The sequence below is a fragment of the Pseudomonas sp. genome, from assembly GCF_030683065.1.
Classification (GTDB): Bacteria; Pseudomonadota; Gammaproteobacteria; order Pseudomonadales; family Pseudomonadaceae; genus Aquipseudomonas.
Genome location: NZ_JAUXMX010000029.1, coordinates 166,106 through 190,155 on the forward strand (window position 1 = coordinate 166,106; position 24,050 = coordinate 190,155).

Genomic DNA, 24,050 nt, shown 5'->3' on the forward strand with positions numbered 1-24,050 from the left:
CGTAACCTGACATGGCGTCAGCAGGCCCGACGACGCGATGGGTACGCCGCGCCCAAACGGCGGCCTTGAGCGAATATCGGCTCGGCGGCTAATCCACTCTTCACCCTTCACCCCTCGCAGGCAAAGTTGGACAGCTTCTTGCAAACCCCTTGGCAAAGGCGCGGTTAGCGTCAAAAGATTGAATCAGCTGGGGTAGGGATGTGGCAGTAGATCGCTCACAAATGGTCGGTAACGTGCGCAGCAACCTGTCCGGGTTGCGCGAGGGCAATCTGGGCATTCCGTTGATGCTCCTGGTCATGCTCGGCATGGTCATGCTGCCGATTCCGCCGTTCCTGCTCGACGTGCTGTTCACCTTCAGTATCGCCCTGTCGATCGTGGTGCTGCTGGTTGGCATCTACGCCTTGCGTCCGCTGGATTTCGCGGTATTCCCGACCATCCTGCTGGCGGCGACCTTGCTCCGCCTGGCGCTGAACGTCGCCTCCACTCGCGTGGTGTTGCTCAACGGCCATGAAGGCGATGGCGCGGCGGGGCAGGTGATCCAGGCCTTCGGGGAGGTGGTGATCGGCGGCAACTATGTGGTTGGTATCGTGGTGTTCGCCATCCTCATGATCATCAACTTCGTGGTGGTAACCAAAGGTGCCGGGCGGATTTCCGAGGTCAGCGCGCGCTTCACTTTGGATGCCATGCCCGGCAAGCAAATGGCGATCGACGCGGACCTGAATGCCGGCTTGATCGAGCAATCGGAAGCCAAGACACGTCGCGCAGAGGTCTCCCAGGAGGCCGACTTCTACGGTTCGATGGACGGTGCCAGCAAGTTCGTCCGCGGCGACGCCATCGCTGGTCTGCTGATTCTGTTCATCAACCTGATTGGCGGCATCGCCATCGGCATCTTCCAGCACGACCTGGGCTTCGCCGACGCCGGCAAGGTCTACACCTTGCTGACCATCGGTGACGGCCTGGTTGCCCAGATCCCCTCGCTGCTGCTGTCGACCGCGGCGGCGATCATGGTCACCCGTGTCTCCAGTTCGGAGGACATGGGTGCCCAGGTCAACCGGCAGATGTTCGCCTCGCCGCGCGCTCTGGCCGTGGCGGCGGCGATCATGATTGCCATGGGCCTGGTACCCGGCATGCCACACTTTTCCTTTATCAGCCTCGGCCTGGTCGCTGCCGGCGGCGCCTACTGGATTGCCAACAAGCAGCGCAAGGTCAAGGAAGAGGAGGTGCATGAGGTCAAGCGGCAGCAGGAGCTGTTGCCGGCCCAGCGTGCCCAGGAGGTCAAGGAGCTTGGTTGGGACGACGTGATGCCGGTGGACATGGTCGGCCTGGAAGTCGGCTACCGGCTGATTCCGCTGGTGGATCGTAACCAGGGCGGGCAACTGCTCGCGCGGATCAAGGGCGTGCGCAAGAAGCTCTCGCAAGAGATGGGGTTTCTCATGCCTTCCGTGCACATCCGCGACAACCTCGATCTGCAGCCCAGCGCCTACCGTCTGACCCTGATGGGTGTCAGCGTGGCGGAAGCCGAGGTCTACCCGGATCGTGAGTTGGCGATCAATCCGGGCCAGGTATTCGGCACCCTAAACGGGATTGCCGCCAAAGATCCGGCGTTCGGTCTGGAGGCAGTCTGGATCGACCCCAGTCAGCGTGATCAGGCGCAATCGCTTGGCTATACCGTGGTCGATGCCAGCACCGTGGTCGCCACTCACCTCAACCAGGTCTTGCACAAGCACGCCCACGAGCTGCTTGGCCATGAAGAAGTGCAGCAACTGATGCAGCAACTGGCGAAAAGCTCGCCCAAGTTGGCCGAGGAACTGGTGCCGGGTCTGGTGTCGTTGTCGACCCTGCTCAAGGTGCTGCAGGCGCTGCTGCAGGAACAGGTACCGGTGCGCGACATTCGCACCATTGCCGAAGCCATCGCCAATGTGGCGCCGAAGAGTCAAGATCCCGCCGCGATGGTCGCGGTAGTGCGGGTCGCCTTGGCTCGGGCAATCGTGCAAAGCATCGTGGGACTAGAGCTGGAGCTGCCTGTGATCACCCTTGAGCCAAGGTTGGAACAGATATTGCTAAACAGTCTACAGAAGGCCGGTCAAGGCTCCGAGGAGGGCATCCTCCTGGAGCCTGGCATGGCCGAGAAGTTGCAGCGTTCCCTGGTGGAAGCAGCGCAGCGCCAGGAAATGCTCGGCAAGCCAGTGATCCTGCTGGTAGCCGGACCGGTTCGAGCGATGCTCTCGCGGTTCGCACGGTTGGCAGTGCCGAGTGTGCATGTGCTGGCTTACCAGGAAATCCCGGACAATAAGCAGGTCACCATCGTCGCTACGGTGGGGCAGAATTAACCGAGGTAACAGGCCATGCAGGTCAAACGCTTTTTCGCTGCCGATATGCGCCAAGCCATGAAGCTGGTTCGCGATGAGCTGGGCGCGGACGCCTCGATTATCGGTAACCGCCGGGTTGCCGGTGGTGTCGAACTGACTGCCGCACTGGACTACCAGATTCCCGCCGCACCTGCCCGGCAACCCAATCCGGCGCTGGAAGCCGAGTTGCGCCAGACCCAGGCGCGTATCGCCTCGGCTCAGGCCGAACTGGTTACGCGCACTCAGGCCGATGCCAGCAAGGATCGCCAACTGTTCGCTGAAGAGCCGGTAGCACCGCTTGATACCCTGGACACCGCGCTGCGCATGGCAGCGCCAGCGCCCATGACGGCCAGCGACCAGGGCGCAATCGAGGCCATGCGCTCGGAGCTGCATGGCTTGCGTGAGTTGCTTGAAGGGCAGCTTGGTTCCATGGCCTGGGGGCAGATGCAGACGCGTCGTCCGCAGCAGGCCAACCTCTGGCGGCGCCTGCAGCGCATGGGCCTGCCTGCTGAGCTGTCGCGGGTATTGCTTGAGCGTGTAGCGAATGTGGCCGAGCCGCGCCAGGCCTGGGGCATGTTGCTCGCTCACCTGGCTCATGCGATCCAGGTGCCTAAGCAGGAGCCGCTGGAAGATGGCGGTGTGATTGCCTTGGTCGGCCCTGCCGGCATGGGTAAAACCACGACCCTGGCCAAGCTGGCCGCGCGTTATGTACTCAAGTACGGCGCCCAGCATGTCGCCCTGGTCAGCCTCGACAGCTACCGGATTGGTGCCCAGGAACAATTGAAGACCCTGGGGCGTATTCTCAATGTGCCAGTGACCCTGGTCGATCCGGGTCAATCATTGACCCAGGCCCTGGCGCCATTGGCGCGCAAACGTGTGGTGTTGATCGACAGTGCCGGCCTGCCGGCAAGTGATCCCGCCCTGCGCATGCAGCTCGAGACCCTGGCCAGTCGCGGTGTAAAGGCCAAGAATTATCTGGTACTGGCCGCAACCAGCCAGAGCCAGGTGCTCAAAGCGGCCTACCATAGCTATAAGCGCTGCGGCCTTTCCGGCTGCATCCTGACCAAACTGGACGAAGCTACCAGCCTGGGTGAAGTTTTAGGTCTGGCTATTGGCCAGCGTCTACCGGTAGCCTATCTAACTGATGGGCCACGGATTCCGGATGATTTGCAGGTGCCGCGCAGCCATCAATTGGTGAGCCGTGCGGTGGGACTGCAAAGCGCGGAGGAACCGAGTGAAGATACAATGGCCGAGATGTTTGCCGGGCTTTATCAGCACCCGGCACGGCGCGCCGGCTAATGGCCACAGCAGTAATGATTCAGCGATATGCGGCAATGCGTGGCGCCCGGCAGTGGTTTGGCGGATTTCCAGCAGCCACAGCCTCTCAGTCGAAGTCAGACAAGGTGTATAGATAACATGGGTATGCATCCCGTACAGGTGATTGCGGTGACCGGCGGCAAAGGTGGCGTCGGCAAGACCAATGTGTCGGTGAATCTGGCGCTGGCGCTGGCTGACCTTGGTCGGCGGGTGATGGTGATGGATGCCGACTTGGGTCTGGCCAACATCGACGTGTTGCTGGGCCTTACGGCCAAGCGCACATTGGCCGATGTGATCAGTGGCGAGTGCGAGTTGCGCGATGTGGTGCTGCAAGGCCCCGGCGGCATTCGTGTGGTGCCTGCTGCTTCTGGCACGCAAAGCATGGTACAGCTCTCGCCGATGCAGCATGCCGGCCTGATTCAGGCCTTCAGCGACATCAGCGACAACCTTGATGTATTGATCGTCGATACCGCTGCCGGTATTGGTGATTCGGTGGTTAGCTTCGTGCGCGCAGCCCAGGAAGTGCTGGTAGTGGTGTGTGACGAGCCGACTTCGATCACAGACGCCTATGCACTGATAAAGCTGCTCAATCGCGACCATGGCATGAGCCGTTTCCGCGTGCTGGCGAATATGGCGCATAGCCCGCAGGAAGGTCGCAACCTGTTTGCTAAGCTGACCAAGGTTACCGACCGCTTCCTCGACGTCGCGCTGCAATATGTCGGTGCGGTGCCTTACGATGAATCGGTACGCAAGGCCGTGCAGAAACAGCGTGCGGTCTACGAAGCTTTCCCGCGGTCGAAGTGTTCCCTGGCGTTTAAAGCGATAGCTCAACGAGTCGATGCGTGGCCATTACCGGCCAACCCGCGCGGCCATCTGGAGTTTTTCGTCGAGCGCCTGGTGCAGCAACCGACTGCGGATACGGCCATATGACAGCAGCTTCTGGACTCCGTATGTACAGCAAAGCTCAGACGCAGGACGCCCAGCACCAGTTGATCGAGCGCTATGCGCCCTTGGTCAAGCGGATCGCCTATCACATGCTGGCGCGCTTGCCCGCCAATGTGCAGGTAGACGATTTGATCCAGGCCGGGATGATTGGCCTGCTCGAAGCCTCGAAAAAATACGACTCCAGTAAAGGTGCAAGTTTCGAAACATTCGCCGGCATTCGCATTCGCGGTTCGATGCTTGACGAGGTGCGAAAAGGTGATTGGGCGCCACGTTCGGTGCATCGCAACAGCCGAATGGTCAGTGACGCAATTCGAGTAATTGAGGCCAGAACCGGTCGAGATGCTAAAGATCAAGAGGTTGCGGCCGAACTCCAATTGAGTCTCGATGATTACTACGGCATTCTTGGCGACACTTTGGGCAGCCGGCTGTTCAGTTTCGACGATCTGATGCAGGACGGCGAACATGGCGGGTTGCGCGAAGATGCCAGCTCCAGTCACTCAGAACCCTCGGGAGAGCTGGAAGACGAGCGCTTCCAGGCGGCTTTGGCCGATGCTATCAGCCAGTTACCCGAGCGGGAGCGGTTGGTGTTGGCGTTGTATTACGATGAAGAACTGAACCTCAAGGAAATTGGTGAGGTTCTGGGGGTTAGCGAGTCGCGTGTTAGCCAGTTACATAGCCAGTGTGCCGCACGACTACGGGCACGATTGGTTGAGTGGCGCGCAAGATAAGCAGTTAAATCAGCAGGCCGTTACAAAAAAAGCTGGCGAGTTCAGTGACTTTGTAACGACCTGTCAGGCCGGTTTCACGATTGAAAGCGTGCCCAGGTGCTGGGTTCGTTTGGGACTGTACGGAGGTCGACTTGGACAAAAACATGAAAATCCTCATCGTTGATGATTTTTCAACGATGCGCCGGATCATCAAGAACCTTCTACGCGACTTGGGATTCACCAATACCGCAGAGGCTGACGATGGCACCACTGCATTGCCAATGCTGCACAGCGGCAGCTTTGATTTTCTGGTGACTGACTGGAATATGCCAGGCATGACCGGGATTGACCTGTTGCGTGCGGTGCGCGCAGACGAGCGTCTGAAGCACCTGCCGGTGTTGATGGTGACCGCTGAAGCGAAGCGCGATCAGATCATCGAGGCTGCACAAGCTGGGGTGAATGGCTATGTGGTTAAGCCATTCACAGCCCAAGTGCTGAAGGAAAAGATTGAAAAAATCTTTGAGCGGGTCAACGGCTGATGTCTGCCGCGAGGGCACTATGGAAAACGATGATTCCGCTAAGGGTGACTTCGAGTCAACCCTGAAAAGACATGCCCGCCACTTGGTGGAGAGCTTGGAACATGGTGATTTTGGCGAAGCAGTACAGCTGATCAATGACCTCAATAAGGTTCGCGATCATGGCCTGTATCACGAGGTCGGCAAGCTCACGCGCGAACTGCACAACGCTATCGTCAATTTTCAGCTTGATCCCCGGGTACCGCACGCCAAGGAAGTGTCGCAAATTACCGACGCGACCGAACGGCTGAATTATGTGGTGACGATGACCGAGAACGCGGCCAATCGCACCATGGATCTGGTTGAGCTGAGTTCTCCTCTGAGCAGCGGTATTGCTACCGAGGCGCATAGCCTGAGCGGCGACTGGGGGCGCTTCATGCGCCGGGAAATGGATGCTGAGGGTTTTCGCGACCTGGCCAAGCGTATTGAGTTGTTCCTGGCCAGTAGTGAGCGCGACAGCCTCCAGGTTTCTGCCCACCTCAACGATATTTTGCTCGCCCAGGATTACCAGGATTTGACTGGCCAGGTGATCAAGCGAGTGACGCAATTGGTCACCGAAGTGGAAAGTAACCTGCTCAAATTGGTGCTGATGGCGAGTCAGGTTGATCGTTTTGCCGGCATCGAGCATGACCACGCCGTGTTGCGTGAGGAACAAAAACAACAAAAAGAGCCTTCCCACGGTGAAGGTCCGCAGATTCATGCCGATAAGCGTGAAGACGTCGCATCCAATCAGGATGATGTCGACGATCTGCTTTCCAGCCTGGGATTTTAGGAGCACGTCTATGAGCTTCGGCGCCGATGAAGAAATCCTCCAGGACTTCCTGGTTGAGGCCGGCGAGATTCTTGAATTATTGTCCGAGCAGTTGGTGGAGCTTGAGAGCCGCCCGGATGACATGAATCTGCTGAACGCTATTTTTCGCGGGTTTCATACCGTTAAAGGTGGCGCCGGTTTTCTCCAGCTCAATGAGCTGGTGGAATGCTGCCATATCGCAGAAAACGTTTTCGACATCCTGCGCAAGGGTGAGCGGCGCGTCGACTCCGAGTTGATGGATGTAGTGTTGGAAGCGCTCGACGCGGTCAACGGCATGTTCACTGAAGTGCGCGAACGCGTCCCCCCGACGCCAGCCACCCGGGAACTGCTGGCTGCGCTGACGCGCTTTGCCGAGCCGGCTGCGGCCGTTGTGGTCGAGCAGCCCATCGCTGAAGTTGTTGTTGCGATATCAGTGGCTGGCGCTGGCGACATTATCGACAACGAGTTCGAGCAGTTGCTCGATGCCATGGCTGAGTCGCCTGTCCCGTCGGTGAGTGCAAGCGTGGGCGGTGATGAAATCAGCGATGACGAGTTCGAGTCGTTGCTTGATGAGTTGCATGGCAAGGGCCAGTTCGCGGCGGGCGCAGCTGCGGTGCCAGTCGCTGCTCCAGTTGCTGCGCCGGTTGCGCCAGCGGCTGGAGACGAGATCAGCGACGATGAATTCGAGGCGCTGCTCGACCAGTTGCACGGCAAGGGTCAGTTCGCCGCCCCTGCCGAGCCTGCTGTTGCTGTTGTGCCGCCTCCGGTTGCAGCACCCGCTGCGCCAGCGGCAGGCGATAATATCAGCGACGATGAGTTCGAGGCGCTGCTTGATCAGCTGCATGGCAAAGGCAAGTTCGTCGAGCCGGCCGTGACCGTCAAGGCGCCTGTCCCGGCGCCTGCGCCTTCGGCTGCGGTCGCGCCAGTTACACCGGCCAAGCAGCCCGAGACCAAGATTGTTCCGCCGAAAGCACCCGTCGCCGCAGTTGCTGATAAGCCACAAGCGCCTAGTGAGGCGGAAACCACCGTGCGGGTTGATACCGCGCGTCTGGACGAAATCATGAATATGGTTGGCGAACTGGTGCTGGTGCGTAACCGTCTGGTGCGGCTGGGCTCCAACAGCGGCGATGAGGCCATGGCCAAGGCCGTGTCCAACCTCGACGTGGTGACCGCTGACTTGCAGACGGCGGTGATGAAAACGCGCATGCAGCCGATCAAGAAAGTCTTCGGCCGCTTTCCACGCCTGGTTCGGGACTTGGCACGCAGCCTGAAGAAAGAGATCAACCTTGAACTGGTCGGTGAAGAAACCGATCTGGACAAGAACCTGGTCGAGGCACTGGCCGACCCGCTGGTGCACTTGGTGCGTAATGCCGTCGACCATGGCATCGAAACTCCGCAAGAGCGTGAAGCTTCTGGTAAGTCGCGCGGCGGCAAGGTTGTGCTGTCGGCCGAGCAGGAAGGCGATCATATCCTGCTGTCGATCTCCGATGATGGCAAAGGCATGGATGCTGATGTGCTGCGTGCCAAGGCCGTGGAGAAGGGCCTGTTGGACAAGGATGCTGCCGATCGGCTCAGCGAGTTCGAATGCTACAACCTGATCTTCGCACCAGGTTTCTCGACCAAGACCGAGATCTCCGATGTGTCCGGTCGCGGGGTTGGCATGGACGTGGTGAAGACCAAGATTTCCCAGCTCAACGGCACGGTCAACGTGTTCTCGGTCCAGGGGCAGGGGTCGAAGATCGTTATCAAGGTGCCGCTAACCTTGGCGATCATGCCGACGCTGATGGTGATGTTGGGCAACCAGGCGTTTGCTTTTCCGCTGGTCAACGTCAACGAAATCTTCCACCTCGACCTGTCGCGCACAAATGTGGTCGATGGCCAGGAAGTAGTGATCGTGCGTGACAAGGCATTGCCGCTGTTCTACCTCAAGCGCTGGTTGGTCCGCAGTGCTGCCCACGAGGAGCAAGGCGAGGGCCACGTGGTGATTCTTACTGTCGGTAACCAGCGCATCGGTTTTGTCGTTGACCAGTTGGTCGGTCAGGAGGAAGTGGTGATCAAGCCGTTGGGCAAAATGCTCCAGGGCACTCCGGGTATGTCCGGTGCGACCATTACCGGTGATGGGCGTATCGCCTTGATTCTCGACGTGCCGAGCATGCTCAAGCGCTACGCACGGCGCATCTGATTGTTCGCGGCGCCGGCTCAGGTCGCGCCGTTTAGGAGTTTTTATGGTGGTCAAGGTGTTGGTGGTGGATGACTCCGGCTTTTTTCGCCGGCGCGTTTCGGAGATTCTTTCGAGTGATCCGAACATTCAGGTGGTAGGTACCGCGACCAATGGCCGCGAAGCCATCGATCAAGCGCTGGCGCTCAAGCCTGATGTGATCACCATGGACTACGAGATGCCAATGATGGACGGCATCACGGCAGTAAAAAACATCATGCAGCGCTGCCCGACGGCCGTACTCATGTTCTCTTCACTGACTCACGAAGGCGCTCGCGTCACTCTCGATGCGCTGGATGCCGGCGCGGCAGATTTTCTGCCGAAGAATTTCGAGGACATCTCGCGCAATCCGGAGAAGGTCAAGCAACTGCTTTGCGAAAGGATTCACACGGTCGCGCGCAGTAATCGTCGCAGTTTGAGTTCCGCCCCAGTGCCGAGCGTCAGCACGCCGGGAAAGCCGGCAGCGCTCAGTAATTTTGCCCGCCCTGGCGTTAGCACAGCGGCGCCAGTGCCAGCCCCGGCGCCAGTTACTGCGCGCGTCAGTGCACCCAAGCGCAAGTCCTACAAGCTGGTGGCCATCGGTACTTCTACCGGTGGTCCTGTGGCGCTGCAGCGCGTATTGACCCAGTTGCCGGCCAACTTCCCGGCACCTCTGGTGCTGATCCAGCACATGCCCGCGGCCTTTACCAAGGCATTTGCCGAGCGCCTGGATAAACTGTGCAAGATCAACGTCAAGGAAGCCGAGGATGGTGATCTGCTGCGCCCTGGGTTGGCACTGCTGGCCCCTGGCGGCAAGCAGATGATGATCGACAGTCGCGGCGCGGTGAGGATTCTGCCGGGCGACGAGCGTTTGAACTACAAGCCTTGCGTCGACATTACGTTTGGCTCGGCGGCCAAGTCCTTTCGCGACAAGGTACTGGCTGTGGTATTGACCGGTATGGGTGCCGATGGTCGCGAGGGTGCGCGCCTGCTCAAGCAGGAGGGCAGTCAGGTGTGGGCGCAGGATGAGGCCAGTTGCGTGATCTATGGCATGCCGATGGCGGTGGTCAAGGCCAATCTGGCTGATGCAATTTATAGCCTCGACGACATGGGTCGGTATTTGACCGAGGCTTGCGTGTAATGGATGTACTGAGCCTGATTGGGGTCATCCTGGCGTTCGTCGCCATTCTGGGTGGCAACTATCTGGAGGGCGGTCATGTGGCGGCCCTGCTCAACGGTCCGGCGGCGTTGATTGTGATTGGCGGCACCCTGGGGGCTGCTTTTCTGCAAGCCCCGGTGAATGTATTCAAACGCTCCCTGGTTATTCTGCGTTGGATATTCTTCCCGCCCCGTATCGACCTGGCTGGTGGCATCGAGCATGTCGTCGGTTGGAGCATGACCGCACGCAAGGAAGGTCTGCTCGGCCTTGAGGCCGTGGCGGATGCCGAGGTCGACCCCTACGCGCGCAAAGGCCTGCAGTTGCTGGTTGATGGCGCCGAACCCGAAGCTATTCGCAGCATCCTTGAGGTCGACCTGTATACCCAGGAGGGCCGCGACATCCAGGCGGCCAAGGTCTACGAAAGCATGGGCGGTTACGCACCGACCATCGGCATCATTGGCGCGGTGATGGGTTTGATCCATGTGATGGGCAATCTGGCCGACCCGAGCAAGCTCGGCAGCGGCATTGCTGTGGCCTTTGTCGCCACCATCTACGGGGTGGGAATTGCCAACCTGCTGTTGCTGCCGATTGGCAACAAGCTCAAGGCCGTCGCCTTGCGTCAGTCACTCTACCGCGAGATGTTGCTGGAGGGCATTCTGTCGATTGCCGAAGGTGAAAACCCACGCTCCATCGAGTTGAAGCTGCAAGGCTTCATGGAGTAGTCATGGCTCGTCGCAGGCGCCACGAGGAGCACGAAAACCATGAGCGATGGCTGGTCTCCTACGCGGACTTCATTACCCTGTTGTTTGCTTTTTTCGTGGTCATGTACTCGATGTCCTCGGTTAACGAGGGTAAATACAAGATTCTTTCGGACAGCCTGACCGGGGTGTTCAGTCAGCCGGAGCGGGCGATCAAGCCTATACCTGTGGGTGATCTGCGCCCGCGCACCACCGAGCCGGATCGCGCGCCGCTCGATGAGGACGAGCCGGGCGGGCAGCCCGCGGACTCTCTGCAAAATATTGCCGATAGCATGCGCCAGGCCTTCGCTGGGTTGATTGACGCCAAGCAACTGAAAGTGAGTGGCAATGAGTTGTGGGTCGAGATCGAGCTCAGTTCCAGCCTGCTGTTCCCCAGTGGCGATGCCCTGCCGAACAATACGGCATTCGATCTTATCGAGACGATTGCCAAAATTCTGGCGCCCTACGAGAACCCGGTACATGTCGAGGGCTTTACCGACAACCTGCCGATTAACACTGCGCAGTATCCAACCAATTGGGAGTTGTCTGCCGCTCGGGCGGCCAGCATCGTGCGCATGCTGGCGATGGATGGCGTCAACCCCGGGCGGCTGGCGTCAGTCGGCTATGGCGAGTTTCAGCCGGTGGCTGACAATGCGTCGGCTGAAGGTCGGGCACGCAACCGACGGGTGGTATTGGTGGTCTCGCGCAACCTGGATGTTCGGCGCAGCGTAAGTGGCGTGGGCAGTTCCAATGCGCGCCCTGATAGCGCCTTGCAGCGGGCTGGCACGCAACCTGCACCACCGCCTGCAGTACAGGCCCCGCCAGCGGGTGCCGTCAATCCTCCGTCGTTTGCCCCTTAGGGCGACGCCTGTTCTCGGTAGGGTCTGAATCATGCCGGGAGGACAAACAAGATGAGAGTTTGGGCAGTAGCCAATCAAAAGGGCGGTGTTGGCAAGACCACCACTGCCATCGCCTTGGCCGGTTTACTGGCCGATGCCGGCAAGCGCGTGGTGGTGGTCGATCTTGACCCCCATGGGTCGATGACCAGTTATTTTGGCCACGACCCAGATGCGCTGGAGCACAGCTGTTTCGACCTGTTTCTGCATCAGGGCGTGGTGCCTCAGGGGTTGCCAGAGCAGCTGCTGCTGCCCACCAGCCACGAGCGCATCGCACTGTTGCCGTCGAGTACCGCCTTGGCCACGCTCGAGCGTCAATCGCCCGGGCAAAGTGGCTTGGGCCTGGTTATATCCAAGAGTCTGGCGCAGCTGTGGCAGAGCTATGACCATGCGGTGATTGACAGTCCGCCATTGCTGGGCGTGCTCATGGTCAATGCGCTGGCGGCCAGTCAGCAGCTAGTGATTCCGGTGCAGACCGAGTTTCTCGCGGTCAAGGGGCTGGAGCGTATGGTCAGTACCCTGGCGATGATCAATCGATCGCGCAAGCAGGCTTTGCCCTACAGCATCGTGCCGACGCTGTTCGACCGACGTACCCAGGCATCACTGAGTACCTTGCGTCTGTTGCGCGACAGCTATCCTGAACACTTGTGGCCAGCTTATATTCCGATTGACACGCGCTTGCGCGATGCCAGTCGCGCAGGGCGCACGCCCTCGCAGTTCGACCCTAACAGTCGTGGTGTACTGGCTTACCGGGCACTGCTCAAACACTTGCTTGCGCAACAGTTGGCAGTACAGGTGGCTTGAGATGGTGGTTTATGTTGAGCTGAAGCGCTCAAGTATGCCGCACCTGCGGCCGATAGGTTTTACAGGTAATTTTTGCGGATTCCATCTATGAGCCGTCCCGTCGCCACCGCTACGCGTCCCCAGCTGGCCTTGCAGTCCTACCTGGACAGCTTGTTGCAGGAGGCTGCAGTCGAGTTGGCCGAGAGCAGCAGTCTGGACGAGTTCGAGGCCGCAGTGCTGGAGGAGCAGGTTCGCGACGCCAGCCTGCTCTGCGCTGTGCCAGTGCAGGCGCTGTCTGCGCCTGTCGTGGTGCCGGTGATCGAGGTGGCACCTGTCGTCGTCACCCCGCTGGTGTCGATCGAGTCGGCTATCGACGTCCATCTTGCCGTGCCCGCCTTGCAGTCGGGCGAGCGTCCAGATTGGGCACAAGAGCCATTCGAATGTTTGTTGTTCGACGTCGCCGGCCTGACGTTGGCTGTGCCGCTTGTGTGTCTAGGCTCTATATTCCCACTGGAGGGCCAAGAGTTGACGCCGTTATTTGGCCAGCCTGACTGGTTTCTCGGCATACTGCCGTGCCAGGCCGGTAACTTGAAAGTTCTGGATACTGCGCGTTGGGTCATGCCTGACCGCTATCGCGATGATTTTCGTCAGGGTTTGCAGTATGTGATTTCAGTCGAGGGCTACGAATGGGGGTTGGCTGTGCATCAGGTCAGTCGTTCGATTCGTTTGGACCCAAGTGAGATCAAGTGGCGTACCCAGCGTACGTTGCGGCCCTGGCTGGCGGGTACCGTGATCGAACACATGTGTGCGTTGCTGGATGTGGCGGCCCTGGCTGAGCTGATCGCCAGTGGTGCGGCCAAGCGTATGGTGAATGGCCAGATTCATTGATTGAACTTATGGCGGGCTCGCCCCAGCGGCAGGCTCTATGCATTATGACCCGCGGTTTGAACCGCGCACGCCGCGCAGTGCGGCTTACGACGAGGCTAGGGATATGAAGAAGAATTCTGCACAGGGCGCTGAAGATCCCATCCTGCAATGGGTGACCTTCCGCCTGGACAACGAAACCTACGGCATCAATGTGATGCAGGTTCAGGAAGTGCTGCGCTACACCGAGATTGCTCCGGTTCCGGGGGCCCCAAGCTACGTGCTGGGGATCATCAACTTGCGTGGCAATGTGGTCACGGTGATTGACACCCGTCAGCGCTTTGGCCTGGACTCGGCACCGGTGACTGACAACACCCGTATCGTGATTATCGAGGCAGACAAGCAAGTGGTCGGCATCATGGTCGACAGCGTGGCTGAGGTGGTTTATCTGCGTCAGTCTGAAGTGGAAACCGCACCCAATGTCGGCAACGACGAGTCGGCCAAGTTCATCCAGGGCGTGTGTAACAAGAACGGCGAGCTGCTGATTCTGGTTGAGCTGGACAAAATGATGAGCGAAGAAGAGTGGTCCGAGCTGGAGAGTATCTGAGTTGTCAGAGATCGCGCTGATCCTGCTCGGGTTGATATGCCTGGGGTTGGTTGGCACCTGTGTTTGGCTGACCATGCAGCAGCGTCATCTGGCGTTGCTGCAGGCTGAACGGGATGCTGCGCGCGATCTGCGGATCAAGGAGCTCGCCAAGCGCCTGGATATCTATCTGGCGGGTGGCGTAAGGATGGGCGAAGAATTGCACGAGCTGCGGCAGATCGTTGCCCCGCTGCCGGACAAACTCAGCCAGATTGAACAGCGTGACCCCAGCAGCCTGTCGTTCACCCAGGCCGCGCGCCTGGTCGGCCTGGGCGCCAGTGTCGATGACCTGACCCAGTCCTGCGGGTTGAGCAAGGCCGAGGCCGAGCTGATCAGCAAGCTCAACCAACCGAGAAAGCCTTAGTCGCCGATTCGCCGAAGCGCTTTCGTAGCCCGGATGCAATCCGGGGCGGTCGTGTATTCTCCCCGGATTGCATCCGGGCTACGGGTCTGTTCTGCGTCCCTGGCTTGGTCATCCACCCTACGAAACTGCAGCCCTGATCGGCGCTCTTTGTAGGAGCCAGCTTGCTGGCGATCAATTGCCGAATCGCCGGAATGCCGGGTCACAGCAAGCGGGCTCCAACAGGTTTAATTCGAGCTTCGTAGCCCGGATGAAATCCGGGGGGGGTATATGCCAATTCCCCGGATTGCATTCGGGCTACGGGTCTGTCTTCTGTGCTAACGGAGCGGGCCGTCGAGCAGCGCTAGCGGCGGGGTAATGTCATTGTCGGGCTTGTCGTTGTGGAAGCCCGGCGGGCACTTGCCCTTCAAGTGCCAGGCAAACGCGATGATCTCGGCAATGCAGCGATACAGCTGCTCGGGGATCGCTTCGCCCAGTTCCATGCGTGCCAGCAGGCGCACCAGATCGGCATTCTCGTAGATGGGCACTTCATATTCACGGGCGATTGCAAGAATCGCTTCGGCCAGCTCGTCATCGCCCTTGGCGCTGAGGGTTGGGGCGTTTTGACCGTCGTAGGTCAGTGCGATGGCTTGGCGCGGTGCTGACTTTTTCATGCGGTTTCGTCAACCCAGCGTTGTTCCAGGCTGGTTTTTGCTCCCTGGGGTGGCGTGCCTTGACTGCACACCAGTTCGCCAACATTCAGGCCTGCGGCAGTCATACGTTCACGCAAAGTGCCCAGTTCAGCGCCGATCAGGCTGGCGGTGCGCGGGCGCTCGGCCCATAGCTGACTGGACAGGGTGCCACGCGCCAGTTTTGCCTGGACTTGCAGTGGCCCCAACGGCTCCAGGTCGAAGGCGAGTTCGACCTTCCATAGTGCTTCTTTAGAGTCCTTGCCCGGCGATTTCGGCGGTTCTTCGTGCTGTATTTTTACCTGCAGGGGCACCAACTCGCGCTGGTCGCGCATGGGCAGTTCCAGTTGCCAGGTAGTCAGCAGATTGCCGTCCGGGCCGACCTGGCTCTGCGCCAGGCTGGACAATTGGTGAGTTTGCAGGCGCGAGACGGCGGCGGCGGCCAGTTTCAGCAGGGTTTGCAGATCGGCTTCACCCTCCATCGACTGCAGCAGTCGCGGTGGCAGAGGGAAGCGCAAGGCCTGTTGGCGTGCGCCTGATTGGGCGAGTGAGCCGAGTATGTCGCGGGCGAATGCGGGTATTGCTTGGGCCATGGCGGCGCTGGCATTGGCCGTCGCCAGCGGTGCTCCGCTTGCCAGGGTCGGCAGTAGTTGGCTGATCAAGCGCAGCAGGTTGGCTTTCATGTCCGCTGGCAGGGCATGGCCTTGGCCACCAAGTAATTTGCTTTCAAGGAACAAGCCGCTGTTTGCCACGGCCTGACTCAATCCTTTTCCGGTACTGAGTTGGGCGGCATCGGGCAGGGCGCTGAACAGCTTGTCGATGCTGCTGCGCAGGCCCTCAGGCAGCGTACCTCCTGCACCTTGCAAGGCCTTGAACAGCCCTTCCAATGAGCCTTGGCGGTTGTGTTGGCTGCCCAGCTGTTGGCTTAATTCGAGTTGATCAAGGCGCCCGCTGAGGGGCAAGAAGTTCAGGGCCTGACTGCCTTGCACCTGGGCGCTGAGCAGGCTGCCTACAGGGAGCGCCAGGGGGGTTTCCAGGGATAACTTACTGCCGGCCAGCGGGGTGTTGAGTAGGCTCACTACCACCTTGTAGAGTGCCTGCTGTGCAGTGGCCTGGGTCAGCTGTTCGCGTGCCACGACTTTGCCCTGCAGCAAGGTGCCGACCGGCAGTTGTTCCAGGTTCAGGCTGGTCAGGGCTTTCTCGCCGCCTGCTAGCAGGGCGACGCTCAGGCGGCTGTCCGACAGCGCGGTGACCAGCAGTGAGCTGCCCTGGGCAAGCGGGCGTGGGCTGCTGGCCTCCAGGGTGGCCTGGCTGCCATTGCCCAGGGTCAGTTTGAGCAGTAGCTGGAAGTTTTGCGCCACTTCTTTAAGGGCGAGCACCTCGGCTTTTGCCGTTTCGCCACTGGCCAGCAGGCCCTGCAGCGGCTGCAGCAGTTTAAGCGCCATATCGCTGGCCGGGGCACTGGTACGGCTGCTCGGTGGCGTTGGGGCTATCGGCCGGGAACTGCTGATTTCGCTCATTAGCGGGTTACACCCTGTCGAAAATGCCCACTGCGGGGGGCAGGGCATGGCATGTATAATCGCGCCCCGTCTGGGTCGGCTACGCATTTAACTTGCGTCAGTATAGCGGCCGGGACACTGCCGACTTGAACCGCTTTTTAGGTATATATGCCGTGACCAGTCCTCTTCTTGAAGCCGTGGCGCTCGCTTGTGAGCGGGACTGGCGCATGCTTTTCGAGCGACTCGACCTGCGTTTGGCGGCCGGCGAGATGCTGCAGGTTTCCGGTCCTAATGGCAGTGGCAAGACCAGTCTGCTGCGTCTGCTCGCCGGGCTGATGCAGCCAACAGCTGGCGAAGTTCGCTTGAATGGCTTGCCGTTAGGCGCGCAACGTAGCGAGTTGGCACGCAACCTGTTGTGGATTGGTCATGCTGCCGGGATCAAGGGTCTGCTTACTGCCGAAGAAAATCTAGCCTGGTTGTGTGCCCTGCATCGTCCGGCCGAACGCGCGGCGATCTGGCAAGCGCTTGAGGCTGCCGGGCTGCGCGGTTTCGAGGATGTACCTTGCCATACCCTGTCTGCTGGTCAGCAGCGTCGTGTCGCGCTGGCCCGTCTGTATCTTGATGGGCCGCCGTTGTGGATCCTCGATGAACCCTTCACCGCGCTCGACAAGCTTGCCGTGGCGCAGTTGGAAAACCATCTGGCCAGGCATTGCGAGCTGGGCGGGCTGGTACTCCTGACCACTCACCACACGCTGACGGTCAAGCCCGCCGGTTACCGCGAGCTTGATCTGGGGCAGCGCAACGTATGAGTAATGTGTTCGGTTTGCTGGTCGCACGCGAAGCGCGGCTGTTGTTTCGCCGGCCTGCCGAGTTGGCTAATCCGTTGGTGTTCTTTGCCATTGTTATCGCCCTGTTTCCGTTGGCTGTCGGGCCGCAGACGCAGCTGTTGCAAACCCTGTCGCCTGGGTTGGTATGGGTGGCGGCATTGTTGGCCGTGCTGCTCTCACTGGACGGCCTGTTTCGCAGCGACTTCGAGGATGGCTCGCTGGAGCAGTGGGTCCTTTCGCCGCACCCCTTGCCCCTTCTGGTATTGGCCAAGGTACTGGCAAACTGGTTGTTCTCCGGCTTGGCTCTGGTGCTGCTGGCACCCTTGCTGGCCTTAATGCTCGGTTTGCCCGGGCGCTGCCTGCCGGTGCTGCTGTTTTCGTTGCTACTCGGCACGCCGGTGCTGAGCTTGCTCGGCGCGGTGGGCGCCGCGCTGACGGTAGGTCTTAAACGTGGCGGCTTACTGCTGGCACTGCTGATTCTGCCGCTGTACATACCGGTGCTGATTCTTGGCAGCGGGGCGTTGCAAGCCAGCTTGCAAGGATTGCCGGCGGTCGGTCACTTGTTGTGGCTGGCCAGCCTTACCGCGTTGGCGGTGACCCTGACACCTTTTGCGATTGCCGCGGGTTTGACGATTAGCGTCGGCGAGTGATCTATAACCGTGCTAACGAGGACGGCCCAGTGCGGTCATACCTCGGAGAATGATGAGTAATCTGATGAATTGGACGTGGTTTCACAAGCTGGGCTCGCCCAAATGGTTTTACCAGATCAGCGGTCGTTTGCTGCCCTGGTTGAGCGCTGCTGCCGCATTGTTACTGACGGTCGGGCTGGTCTGGAGCCTGGCGTTTGCGCCGCCGGACTACCAGCAGGGCAACAGCTTCCGCATTATTTACATCCACGTGCCTGCAGCGTTTCTGGCCCAGTCGGTGTATGTCATGTTGGCGATAGCCGGCGTAGTTGGCTTGGTGTGGAAAATGAAACTCGCCGATGTCGCCTTGCAACAGGCCGCTCCGATTGGCGCCTGGATGACGGTGATCGCGCTGGTGACTGGCGCCATCTGGGGCAAGCCGACCTGGGGTACGTACTGGGTCTGGGATGCGCGCCTGACCTCGATGCTTATCCTGCTGTTCCTGTATTTCGGCGTGATCGCCCTCGGTCAGGCCATCAGCAACCGCGACAGCGCGGCCAAGGCCTGCGCGGTGCTGGCCATCGTCGGGGTGATCAATATTCCGATCATCAAGTACTCGGTGGAGTGGTGGAACACCCTGCACCAACCGGCCACCTTTAGCGTGATCGAGAAGCCCGCGATGCCGGCGGAAATGTGGTTGCCACTGCTGATCATGGTGCTTGGCTTCTACTGTTTCTTCGGTGCCGTACTGCTGCTGCGCATGCGCCTTGAGGTACTCAAGCGCGAGGCGCGCAGCAGTTGGGCCAAGGCTGAGGTCAACGCTCAAGTGGAGAAAAGCCTATGAGTTTTACCTCGTTTGCCGAGTTTCTCGCCATGGGTACTCATGGTGTTTACGTTTGGTCGTCCTTTGGCATCAGCCTGGGGGTGTTGGCACTGAATGTCGTGCTGCCGCTGCTGGCACGCCGCCGTTATCTGCAAGACGAGGCGCGTCGTTTGCGCCGGGAGGAGTCGCAATGAACCCTGTTCGCAAGAAGCGCCTGTTGATCATCATGGCGATCCTCACGGGTGTAGCTATCGCCGTGAGCTTGGCGCTGAGTGCGCTGCAACAGAATATCAATCTGTTCTATTCCCCGACCCAGATCGCCAACGGCGAAGCGCCGCAAGACACGCGCATTCGCGCTGGCGGACTGGTGGAAGAGGGCTCGGTCAAGCGCTCCAGCGACACCCTGGATACCGACTTCGTGGTGACCGACGGTGCAGCAAACGTGACCATTCGTTACAGCGGTATCCTGCCGGACTTGTTTCGCGAAGGTCAGGGCATTGTGGCCATGGGCAAGGTCAATGCCGATGGCGTGTTGATCGCCGACCAAGTGCTGGCCAAGCACGATGAAAATTATATGCCGCCGGAAGTCATGCAGGCATTGGAGCAAAGTGCGATGAAGCAAAAACATGACGCGGCCACACAGGGGTACGGTCAATGATTCCCGAACTCGGCCACCTGGCGATGATTCTGGCGCTGTGCCTGACTTTGGTCCAGGCCAGTCTGCCGATGATTGGCGCCTGGCGCGGCGATCGGCAGTGGATGAGCTTGGCTGTGCCTGCTGCCTGGGGCCAGTTTGCGTTCCTGATGGTCGCGTTTATCTGCCTGACCTATGCCTTCATGGTCGATGATTTTTCCGTCGCCTATGTGGCCAACAACTCCAACAGTGCGCTGCCCTGGTACTACAAGTTCAGCGCAGTGTGGGGCGCCCATGAAGGCTCGCTGTTGCTCTGGGCGTTGATCCTGGCCGGTTGGACCTTCGCCGTTTCGATCTTCTCCCGCCAGTTACCCGAAGAGATGCTCGCCCGCGTACTCGGGGTGATGGGCATGATCAGTATCGGCTTTCTGTTGTTCCTTATTGTCACCTCCAACCCGTTCGAGCGCCTGCTGCTGAACACGCCACTGGACGGCCGCGACCTCAATCCACTGCTGCAGGATTTCGGTCTGATCGTGCACCCGCCGATGCTCTACATGGGTTATGTCGGTTTCTCGGTAGCCTTTTCTTTCGCCATCGCCGCTTTGCTCGGCGGCAAGCTGGATGCCGCTTGGGCGCGCTGGTCGCGGCCTTGGACCATCGTCGCCTGGGCCTTCCTGGGCATCGGCATCGCTCTGGGCTCCTGGTGGGCCTATTACGAGCTTGGCTGGGGCGGCTGGTGGTTCTGGGACCCGGTGGAGAACGCCTCCTTCATGCCCTGGCTGGTCGGTACCGCGCTGATCCACTCCCTGGCCGTGACTGAAAAGCGCGGTGTGTTCAAGAGTTGGACGGTGTTGCTGGCGATTGCCGCTTTCTCCCTGAGCCTGCTGGGCACTTTTCTGGTTCGCTCCGGCGTGCTGACGTCGGTGCATGCGTTTGCCACCGACCCTGAGCGCGGTGTGTTTATTCTGGCCTTCCTGTTGCTGGTGGTCGGTGGTTCGCTGACGCTCTTCGCCATTCGTGCGCCAGTGGTCAAAAGCCAGGTTGGTTTTGCCCTGTGGTCGCGCGAGACCCTGTTGTTTGTGAATAACCTGATCCTGGTGGTGGCGGCGGCAATGATTCTGCTCGGCACCCTCTATCCGCTGGTGCTAGATGCCATGACCGGGGCCAAGCTGTCGGTTGGCCCTCCGTACTTCAACGCGTTGTTCGTGCCGCTGATGGGCCTGCTGATGGCAATGATGGCGATCGGCGTGCTGGTGCGCTGGAAGGACACGCCGTTGCGCTGGCTGCTGGGTATGCTGGCTCCGGTGCTGATCGGTAGCGTGGTCCTGGCTGTGCTGGCGACCATACTGCACGGCGACTTTAGCTGGGCAGTGCTGGGTGTATGCCTGCTAGCCAGTTGGGTGGTGTTGGCCGGCGTGCGCGACATTTATGACAAGACTCGCCACAAGGGCCTGCTTAAAGGCTTGCCAAGCCTGACCCGCAGCTATTGGGGTATGCAGGTGGCTCACCTCGGCATTGCTGTGTGCGCCCTCGGGGTCATCCTGACCAGCATGGGCAGCTTCGAGCGCGATATGCGCATGGCGCCGGGTGACTCGGTAGAGATGGGCGGCTACCAGTTTATCTTTGAAGGTGCAGAGCACTTCGAAGGTCCGAACTTCACCTCGGACAAAGGCACCGTGCGCATTCTTGAAGATGGCAAGCAGATCGCCGTGTTGTATCCAGAGAAGCGTCTGTACACCGTGCAGCAGTCGGTGATGACCGAGGCCGGGATTGACGCCGGGATTACTCGCGACCTGTTCGTCGCGCTGGGTGAACCGCTGGAAGATGGTGCCTGGGCTGTACGCGTTCACATCAAGCCGTTTGTGCGCTGGATTTGGCTAGGCGCCTTGTTGATGGGCCTGGGCGGCTTCCTCTCGGCGTCCGATAAACGCTACCGGATGAAAGTTACCACCCGCGTGCGTGAAGCCATGGGCATGAAGGGGGCGCAAGCATGAAGCGCTTGATCCTGTTGCTGCCGTTGGCCGCCTTCCTGGTACTGGCCGGCTTCCTCTATAAGGGCCTGTATCTCGACTCGCGCGACATCGGCTCGACGATGATCGGCAAGCCGCTGCCAGAGTTTGCCCTGCCATCCCTGGAGGAGCCGTCGCGCACCCTTGGCACCGCCGATTTCGAGGGGCCGGCGTTGGTCAACGTGTGGGCGACGTGGTGCCCGACCTGCCGCGCCGAGCACGAGATGCTCAACTTCCTGGCCGAGCAGGGTGTGGCAGTCTATGGGATCAACTACAAGGACAACGGCGACGCCGCGCGCCGCTGGCTCATCGAGTTGGGCAACCCGTACCGTTTCAACGTTGAAGACCCAAAGGGCAGCCTGGGTATCAATCTCGGGGTTTACGGTGCGCCGGAGACCTTCCTCATCGACAAGAACGGCACCATCCGCCACAAGTATGTCGGCGCCATCGACGAGACCGTCTGGCGCCAGCAGTTGGCGCCGCTGTACCGTGAACTGATGGACGAGGCTGGCCGATGAAACGATTGCTGACGGCAGGCCTGTTGGGTCTGACCCTGTCGCTGGGTGCTCAGGCTGCCATCGATACCTACGAATTCACCGACGAGGCGGATCGTCAGCGTTATCGCGGTCTGGTTGAGGAGCTGCGCTGCCCCAAGTGCCAGAACCAGAACATTGCCGACTCGGATGCACCGATTGCCATGGACCTGCGTGCCGAAGTTTATCGCATGCTGGAAGAGGGTCAGAGCAACGCGCAGATCATCGATTTTCTTGTGTCGCGTTACGGCGACTTTGTGCTCTACAAGCCACCTGTCACCGCGCGTACCCTGTTGCTCTGGTACGGCCCGGCCAGTTTGCTGGTGGCTGGCTTTGTAATGCTCGGCGTGGTGGTTCTGCGGCGTCGGGGTAAAAAGTCCGCAGCGCACCACCTCTCTGCCGATGAGCAGCAACGCCTGGCTGCTTTGCTCAGCCCAAGGCCTACCGATCAAACGCCTCAGGATAAGAAAGACTGATGATTGAATTCTGGCTATCCGCTGGCCTGCTGTTGCTGGCTGCCCTGGGTTTTCTGCTGATTCCGGTACTGCGTGGCCGTAAAGCCCAGACCGAAGAAGACCGTACCGCATTGAATGTCACTCTTTATCAGGAGCGCCTGCAAGAACTGGAGACCCAGCGAGAGGCTGGCGCTCTCAGTACTGAGCAATTGCAAAACGGCCGTGATGAAGCTGCCCGCGAACTGTTGGCCGACACTGATGGTGCCGAGAGCAAAGCCCGCGTTGGGGTGCTCGGCAGCAAGGTGCCGCTGATTTGCGCTTTATTGGTGCCATTGCTGGGTTGTGGCCTGTACCTGTACTGGGGGGCGATCGACGATGTTGAGCGCGCGCGAAACTTTGCCGGGCAGCCGCAGACTATCGAGGGGATGACTGCGCGCCTGGAAGCGTCAGTGAAAGCTGACCCACAGTCCGCCGAAGGCTGGTATTTCCTGGGCCGTACTTACATGGCTCAGGAGCGTGCTGCTGATGCAGCCATAGCCTTCGGGCGCGTGGTGGAGATCGGCGGGCGCGAGCCAGAGTTGCTCGGCCAGTGGGCGCAGGCCCTGTACTTCGCTGGCGACAAACAATGGACCGAGCGACTCCAGGCACTCACCGATGAAGCGCTGAAAGCCGATCCGGCGGAAGTGACCAGCCTCGGCCTACTCGGCATAGCGGCTTATGAAGAAGAACGTTTCGAGGACGCTATAGGCTTCTGGGAGCGACTTGTAGCTGTATTACCTGAGCAGGATCCTTCACGGCAAGCTATCCAAGGGGGGATTGACCGTGCTCGTGAGCGCCTGGGTGCGCCGACGGCAGAGACCCCAGCGGTCGCAGCAGCCGCGCAGTTGACCGTTATGGTCGACCTGGCGCCAGCGCTGAAAGACCAGGTAGAGCCTAGTGATAGCGTGTTTGTCTTCGCCCGTGCTGCGTCCGGTCCGCCGATGCCGCTGGCCGTCAAGCGCCTGACCGTGGCCGATCTGCCGGTTGAGGTCAGCTTGTCCGACAGCGACGCGATGATGCCGCAACTGAAAATCTCCGGGTTTGCTGAGGTGCAGTTAGTGGCGCGTATTTCGCGCAGCGGCAATGCGACTGCCGGCGAATGGATTGGCCGTAGCCAGCCGTTGTCCAGCAGCACTACCGAGGCGCAACACCTGACTATCGACACGGCGGACGGCCAGGCGCAATGAGCCGATGGTTGGCGATTGGCCTGGCCATCGGCTCATTGAGTCTGGCTGGCTGCGCGGTGCAGGGCACGGCGCCGACCGGCCAAGTGCCGGTGGTGAGCAAGTCCCACCCGCGCTATGCGCCGCCGCCAGGGGTGGAAAGCCACTGGGATGCGGGCCTGAGCGTTTATGTGGTGGGGGCCGCGCGGGATCTGTATTACCGCGAGCGCACCTACTACCGCTGGAGCAGCGGCTGGAGTTGGGCGACCAATCCCCAAGGGCCGTGGCAGTCGACCGATAGCAGTGGCGTGCCACCGGGCTTGTACCGGCGCTACGCGCAGTAACGCTGCCGAAGAGCGGGCTGGGCAATGATCTGCTTCAGCCCAGCGATAATCCAGGGCCGGGAGATTCCCCGGATTGCACCCGGGCTACGAGAGCGGCTTAGGGGCGCG

The 24,050-nt window shown here is 60.2% G+C and carries 26 protein-coding genes; 24 read left to right on the top strand and 2 right to left on the bottom strand.

Annotated elements, in window-relative coordinates:
• The first annotated feature begins 221 nt into the window (after nucleotides 1–221).
• The 14 genes from flhA to Q8K09_RS07725 all read left to right on the top strand — a co-directional run bounded on the left by flhA (nucleotide 222) and on the right by Q8K09_RS07725 (nucleotide 14,325).
• On the top strand, nucleotides 222–2,330 hold the full coding sequence (gene flhA / locus Q8K09_RS07660) for a flagellar biosynthesis protein FlhA (protein ID WP_305254406.1): 2,109 nt from the start codon (nucleotides 222–224) through the stop codon (nucleotides 2,328–2,330).
• A 15-nt stretch (nucleotides 2,331–2,345) separates the two neighbouring features.
• Nucleotides 2,346–3,647: a flagellar biosynthesis protein FlhF gene (gene flhF, locus Q8K09_RS07665; protein WP_305254370.1), complete on the top strand. Its 1,302-nt coding sequence runs from the start codon at nucleotides 2,346–2,348 to the stop codon at nucleotides 3,645–3,647.
• 108 nt (nucleotides 3,648–3,755) lie between these two features.
• Complete coding sequence (gene fleN / locus Q8K09_RS07670) at nucleotides 3,756–4,595, top strand: flagellar synthesis regulator FleN (protein ID WP_305254407.1); 840 nt, start codon at nucleotides 3,756–3,758, stop codon at nucleotides 4,593–4,595.
• Nucleotides 4,592–5,338 (top strand): RNA polymerase sigma factor FliA, encoded by a 747-nt coding sequence (fliA, locus tag Q8K09_RS07675; protein ID WP_305254371.1) that lies wholly within the window; start codon nucleotides 4,592–4,594, stop codon nucleotides 5,336–5,338. The genes fleN and fliA overlap by 4 nt, the downstream gene beginning before the upstream one ends.
• 143 nt (nucleotides 5,339–5,481) lie before the next feature.
• The gene (locus tag Q8K09_RS07680) at nucleotides 5,482–5,856 is read left to right on the top strand and encodes a chemotaxis response regulator CheY (RefSeq protein ID WP_170862135.1); all 375 of its coding nucleotides are present in this window, start codon (nucleotides 5,482–5,484) and stop codon (nucleotides 5,854–5,856) included.
• 19 nt (nucleotides 5,857–5,875) lie between these two features.
• On the top strand, nucleotides 5,876–6,664 hold the full coding sequence (locus Q8K09_RS07685) for a protein phosphatase CheZ (RefSeq protein ID WP_305254372.1): 789 nt from the start codon (nucleotides 5,876–5,878) through the stop codon (nucleotides 6,662–6,664).
• A gap of 10 nt (nucleotides 6,665–6,674) precedes the next feature.
• Complete coding sequence (locus Q8K09_RS07690) at nucleotides 6,675–8,864, top strand: chemotaxis protein CheA (protein WP_305254373.1); 2,190 nt, start codon at nucleotides 6,675–6,677, stop codon at nucleotides 8,862–8,864.
• A 43-nt stretch (nucleotides 8,865–8,907) separates the two neighbouring features.
• Nucleotides 8,908–10,020, top strand: a complete 1,113-nt coding sequence (locus Q8K09_RS07695) for a chemotaxis response regulator protein-glutamate methylesterase (protein ID WP_305254374.1) — start codon at nucleotides 8,908–8,910, stop codon at nucleotides 10,018–10,020.
• Nucleotides 10,020–10,760 (top strand): flagellar motor protein, encoded by a 741-nt coding sequence (locus Q8K09_RS07700; protein WP_305254375.1) that lies wholly within the window; start codon nucleotides 10,020–10,022, stop codon nucleotides 10,758–10,760. Before Q8K09_RS07695 ends, Q8K09_RS07700 begins: the two co-directional genes overlap by 1 nt.
• A gap of 2 nt (nucleotides 10,761–10,762) precedes the next feature.
• Nucleotides 10,763–11,635 (top strand): flagellar motor protein MotD, encoded by an 873-nt coding sequence (gene motD / locus Q8K09_RS07705; RefSeq protein WP_305254376.1) that lies wholly within the window; start codon nucleotides 10,763–10,765, stop codon nucleotides 11,633–11,635.
• A 51-nt stretch (nucleotides 11,636–11,686) separates the two neighbouring features.
• Nucleotides 11,687–12,475: a ParA family protein gene (locus Q8K09_RS07710; RefSeq protein ID WP_305254377.1), complete on the top strand. Its 789-nt coding sequence runs from the start codon at nucleotides 11,687–11,689 to the stop codon at nucleotides 12,473–12,475.
• 87 nt (nucleotides 12,476–12,562) lie between these two features.
• Complete coding sequence (locus tag Q8K09_RS07715; RefSeq protein ID WP_305254378.1) at nucleotides 12,563–13,342, top strand: CheW domain-containing protein; 780 nt, start codon at nucleotides 12,563–12,565, stop codon at nucleotides 13,340–13,342.
• Nucleotides 13,343–13,445: 103 nt separating this feature from the next.
• The gene (locus Q8K09_RS07720) at nucleotides 13,446–13,925 is read left to right on the top strand and encodes a chemotaxis protein CheW (RefSeq protein WP_305254379.1); all 480 of its coding nucleotides are present in this window, start codon (nucleotides 13,446–13,448) and stop codon (nucleotides 13,923–13,925) included.
• A gap of 1 nt (nucleotide 13,926) precedes the next feature.
• Nucleotides 13,927–14,325 (top strand): DUF2802 domain-containing protein, encoded by a 399-nt coding sequence (locus Q8K09_RS07725; RefSeq protein WP_305254380.1) that lies wholly within the window; start codon nucleotides 13,927–13,929, stop codon nucleotides 14,323–14,325.
• A gap of 314 nt (nucleotides 14,326–14,639) precedes the next feature.
• Here the strand turns inward: Q8K09_RS07725 and Q8K09_RS07730 are convergent, their stop codons facing one another.
• Nucleotides 14,640–14,975 carry an EscU/YscU/HrcU family type III secretion system export apparatus switch protein gene (locus Q8K09_RS07730; RefSeq protein WP_305254381.1) on the bottom strand — a complete coding sequence of 112 codons (336 nt, stop codon included), beginning with the start codon at nucleotides 14,973–14,975 and terminating at the stop codon, nucleotides 14,640–14,642.
• Entirely contained in the window at nucleotides 14,972–16,510 is a 1,539-nt protein-coding gene (locus Q8K09_RS07735) for a flagellar hook-length control protein FliK (protein WP_305254382.1), read from the bottom strand. The genes Q8K09_RS07730 and Q8K09_RS07735 overlap by 4 nt, the downstream gene beginning before the upstream one ends.
• A 143-nt stretch (nucleotides 16,511–16,653) precedes the next feature.
• Here Q8K09_RS07735 and ccmA point away from each other — a divergent pair, with 143 nt between their 5' ends.
• The 10 genes from ccmA (at nucleotide 16,654) to Q8K09_RS07785 (ending at nucleotide 23,942) form a co-directional block, all read left to right on the top strand.
• Nucleotides 16,654–17,298: a cytochrome c biogenesis heme-transporting ATPase CcmA gene (ccmA, locus tag Q8K09_RS07740; RefSeq protein WP_305254408.1), complete on the top strand. Its 645-nt coding sequence runs from the start codon at nucleotides 16,654–16,656 to the stop codon at nucleotides 17,296–17,298.
• Entirely contained in the window at nucleotides 17,295–17,966 is a 672-nt protein-coding gene (ccmB, locus tag Q8K09_RS07745; RefSeq protein WP_305254383.1) for a heme exporter protein CcmB, read from the top strand. Before ccmA ends, ccmB begins: the two co-directional genes overlap by 4 nt.
• A 61-nt stretch (nucleotides 17,967–18,027) precedes the next feature.
• Nucleotides 18,028–18,786 (top strand): heme ABC transporter permease, encoded by a 759-nt coding sequence (locus tag Q8K09_RS07750; RefSeq protein WP_305254409.1) that lies wholly within the window; start codon nucleotides 18,028–18,030, stop codon nucleotides 18,784–18,786.
• Nucleotides 18,783–18,959, top strand: coding sequence for a heme exporter protein CcmD (gene ccmD / locus Q8K09_RS07755; protein WP_305254384.1), 177 nt, complete (start codon nucleotides 18,783–18,785; stop codon nucleotides 18,957–18,959). Before Q8K09_RS07750 ends, ccmD begins: the two co-directional genes overlap by 4 nt.
• Entirely contained in the window at nucleotides 18,956–19,423 is a 468-nt protein-coding gene (gene ccmE / locus Q8K09_RS07760; RefSeq protein ID WP_305254385.1) for a cytochrome c maturation protein CcmE, read from the top strand. Before ccmD ends, ccmE begins: the two co-directional genes overlap by 4 nt.
• Entirely contained in the window at nucleotides 19,420–21,393 is a 1,974-nt protein-coding gene (locus Q8K09_RS07765) for a heme lyase CcmF/NrfE family subunit (RefSeq protein WP_305254386.1), read from the top strand. Before ccmE ends, Q8K09_RS07765 begins: the two co-directional genes overlap by 4 nt.
• Nucleotides 21,390–21,926: a DsbE family thiol:disulfide interchange protein gene (locus Q8K09_RS07770; RefSeq protein ID WP_305254387.1), complete on the top strand. Its 537-nt coding sequence runs from the start codon at nucleotides 21,390–21,392 to the stop codon at nucleotides 21,924–21,926. Before Q8K09_RS07765 ends, Q8K09_RS07770 begins: the two co-directional genes overlap by 4 nt.
• Complete coding sequence (locus tag Q8K09_RS07775; protein WP_305254388.1) at nucleotides 21,923–22,417, top strand: cytochrome c-type biogenesis protein; 495 nt, start codon at nucleotides 21,923–21,925, stop codon at nucleotides 22,415–22,417. The genes Q8K09_RS07770 and Q8K09_RS07775 overlap by 4 nt, the downstream gene beginning before the upstream one ends.
• A complete protein-coding gene (gene ccmI, locus Q8K09_RS07780) occupies nucleotides 22,417–23,622 on the top strand; it encodes a c-type cytochrome biogenesis protein CcmI (protein WP_305254389.1) in 1,206 nt (401 codons plus the stop codon). The genes Q8K09_RS07775 and ccmI overlap by 1 nt, the downstream gene beginning before the upstream one ends.
• A complete protein-coding gene (locus Q8K09_RS07785) occupies nucleotides 23,619–23,942 on the top strand; it encodes a hypothetical protein (RefSeq protein WP_305254390.1) in 324 nt (107 codons plus the stop codon). The genes ccmI and Q8K09_RS07785 overlap by 4 nt, the downstream gene beginning before the upstream one ends.
• Nucleotides 23,943–24,050 lie beyond the last annotated feature (108 nt).

What these genes read in the sequence shown, in the direction of transcription:
- Q8K09_RS07685 (WP_305254372.1), top strand. Translation starts at nt 5,876, where the DNA reads ATGGAAAACGATGATTCCGCTAAGGGTGACTTCGAGTCAACCCTGAAA.
- ccmB (WP_305254383.1), top strand. Translation starts at nt 17,295, where the DNA reads ATGAGTAATGTGTTCGGTTTGCTGGTCGCACGCGAAGCGCGGCTGTTG.
- Q8K09_RS07775 (WP_305254388.1), top strand. Translation starts at nt 21,923, where the DNA reads ATGAAACGATTGCTGACGGCAGGCCTGTTGGGTCTGACCCTGTCGCTG.
- Q8K09_RS07700 (WP_305254375.1), top strand. Translation starts at nt 10,020, where the DNA reads ATGGATGTACTGAGCCTGATTGGGGTCATCCTGGCGTTCGTCGCCATT.
- Q8K09_RS07710 (WP_305254377.1), top strand. Translation starts at nt 11,687, where the DNA reads ATGAGAGTTTGGGCAGTAGCCAATCAAAAGGGCGGTGTTGGCAAGACC.
- Q8K09_RS07720 (WP_305254379.1), top strand. Translation starts at nt 13,446, where the DNA reads ATGAAGAAGAATTCTGCACAGGGCGCTGAAGATCCCATCCTGCAATGG.
- ccmD (WP_305254384.1), top strand. Translation starts at nt 18,783, where the DNA reads ATGAGTTTTACCTCGTTTGCCGAGTTTCTCGCCATGGGTACTCATGGT.
- Q8K09_RS07770 (WP_305254387.1), top strand. Translation starts at nt 21,390, where the DNA reads ATGAAGCGCTTGATCCTGTTGCTGCCGTTGGCCGCCTTCCTGGTACTG.
- ccmI (WP_305254389.1), top strand. Translation starts at nt 22,417, where the DNA reads ATGATTGAATTCTGGCTATCCGCTGGCCTGCTGTTGCTGGCTGCCCTG.
- Q8K09_RS07695 (WP_305254374.1), top strand. Translation starts at nt 8,908, where the DNA reads ATGGTGGTCAAGGTGTTGGTGGTGGATGACTCCGGCTTTTTTCGCCGG.
- fliA (WP_305254371.1), top strand. Translation starts at nt 4,592, where the DNA reads ATGACAGCAGCTTCTGGACTCCGTATGTACAGCAAAGCTCAGACGCAG.
- Q8K09_RS07730 (WP_305254381.1), bottom strand. Translation starts at nt 14,975, where the DNA reads ATGAAAAAGTCAGCACCGCGCCAAGCCATCGCACTGACCTACGACGGT.
- Q8K09_RS07715 (WP_305254378.1), top strand. Translation starts at nt 12,563, where the DNA reads ATGAGCCGTCCCGTCGCCACCGCTACGCGTCCCCAGCTGGCCTTGCAG.
- motD (WP_305254376.1), top strand. Translation starts at nt 10,763, where the DNA reads ATGGCTCGTCGCAGGCGCCACGAGGAGCACGAAAACCATGAGCGATGG.
- flhA (WP_305254406.1), top strand. Translation starts at nt 222, where the DNA reads ATGGTCGGTAACGTGCGCAGCAACCTGTCCGGGTTGCGCGAGGGCAAT.
- Q8K09_RS07735 (WP_305254382.1), bottom strand. Translation starts at nt 16,510, where the DNA reads ATGAGCGAAATCAGCAGTTCCCGGCCGATAGCCCCAACGCCACCGAGC.
- Q8K09_RS07690 (WP_305254373.1), top strand. Translation starts at nt 6,675, where the DNA reads ATGAGCTTCGGCGCCGATGAAGAAATCCTCCAGGACTTCCTGGTTGAG.
- Q8K09_RS07785 (WP_305254390.1), top strand. Translation starts at nt 23,619, where the DNA reads ATGAGCCGATGGTTGGCGATTGGCCTGGCCATCGGCTCATTGAGTCTG.
- ccmE (WP_305254385.1), top strand. Translation starts at nt 18,956, where the DNA reads ATGAACCCTGTTCGCAAGAAGCGCCTGTTGATCATCATGGCGATCCTC.
- Q8K09_RS07680 (WP_170862135.1), top strand. Translation starts at nt 5,482, where the DNA reads ATGAAAATCCTCATCGTTGATGATTTTTCAACGATGCGCCGGATCATC.
- Q8K09_RS07765 (WP_305254386.1), top strand. Translation starts at nt 19,420, where the DNA reads ATGATTCCCGAACTCGGCCACCTGGCGATGATTCTGGCGCTGTGCCTG.
- flhF (WP_305254370.1), top strand. Translation starts at nt 2,346, where the DNA reads ATGCAGGTCAAACGCTTTTTCGCTGCCGATATGCGCCAAGCCATGAAG.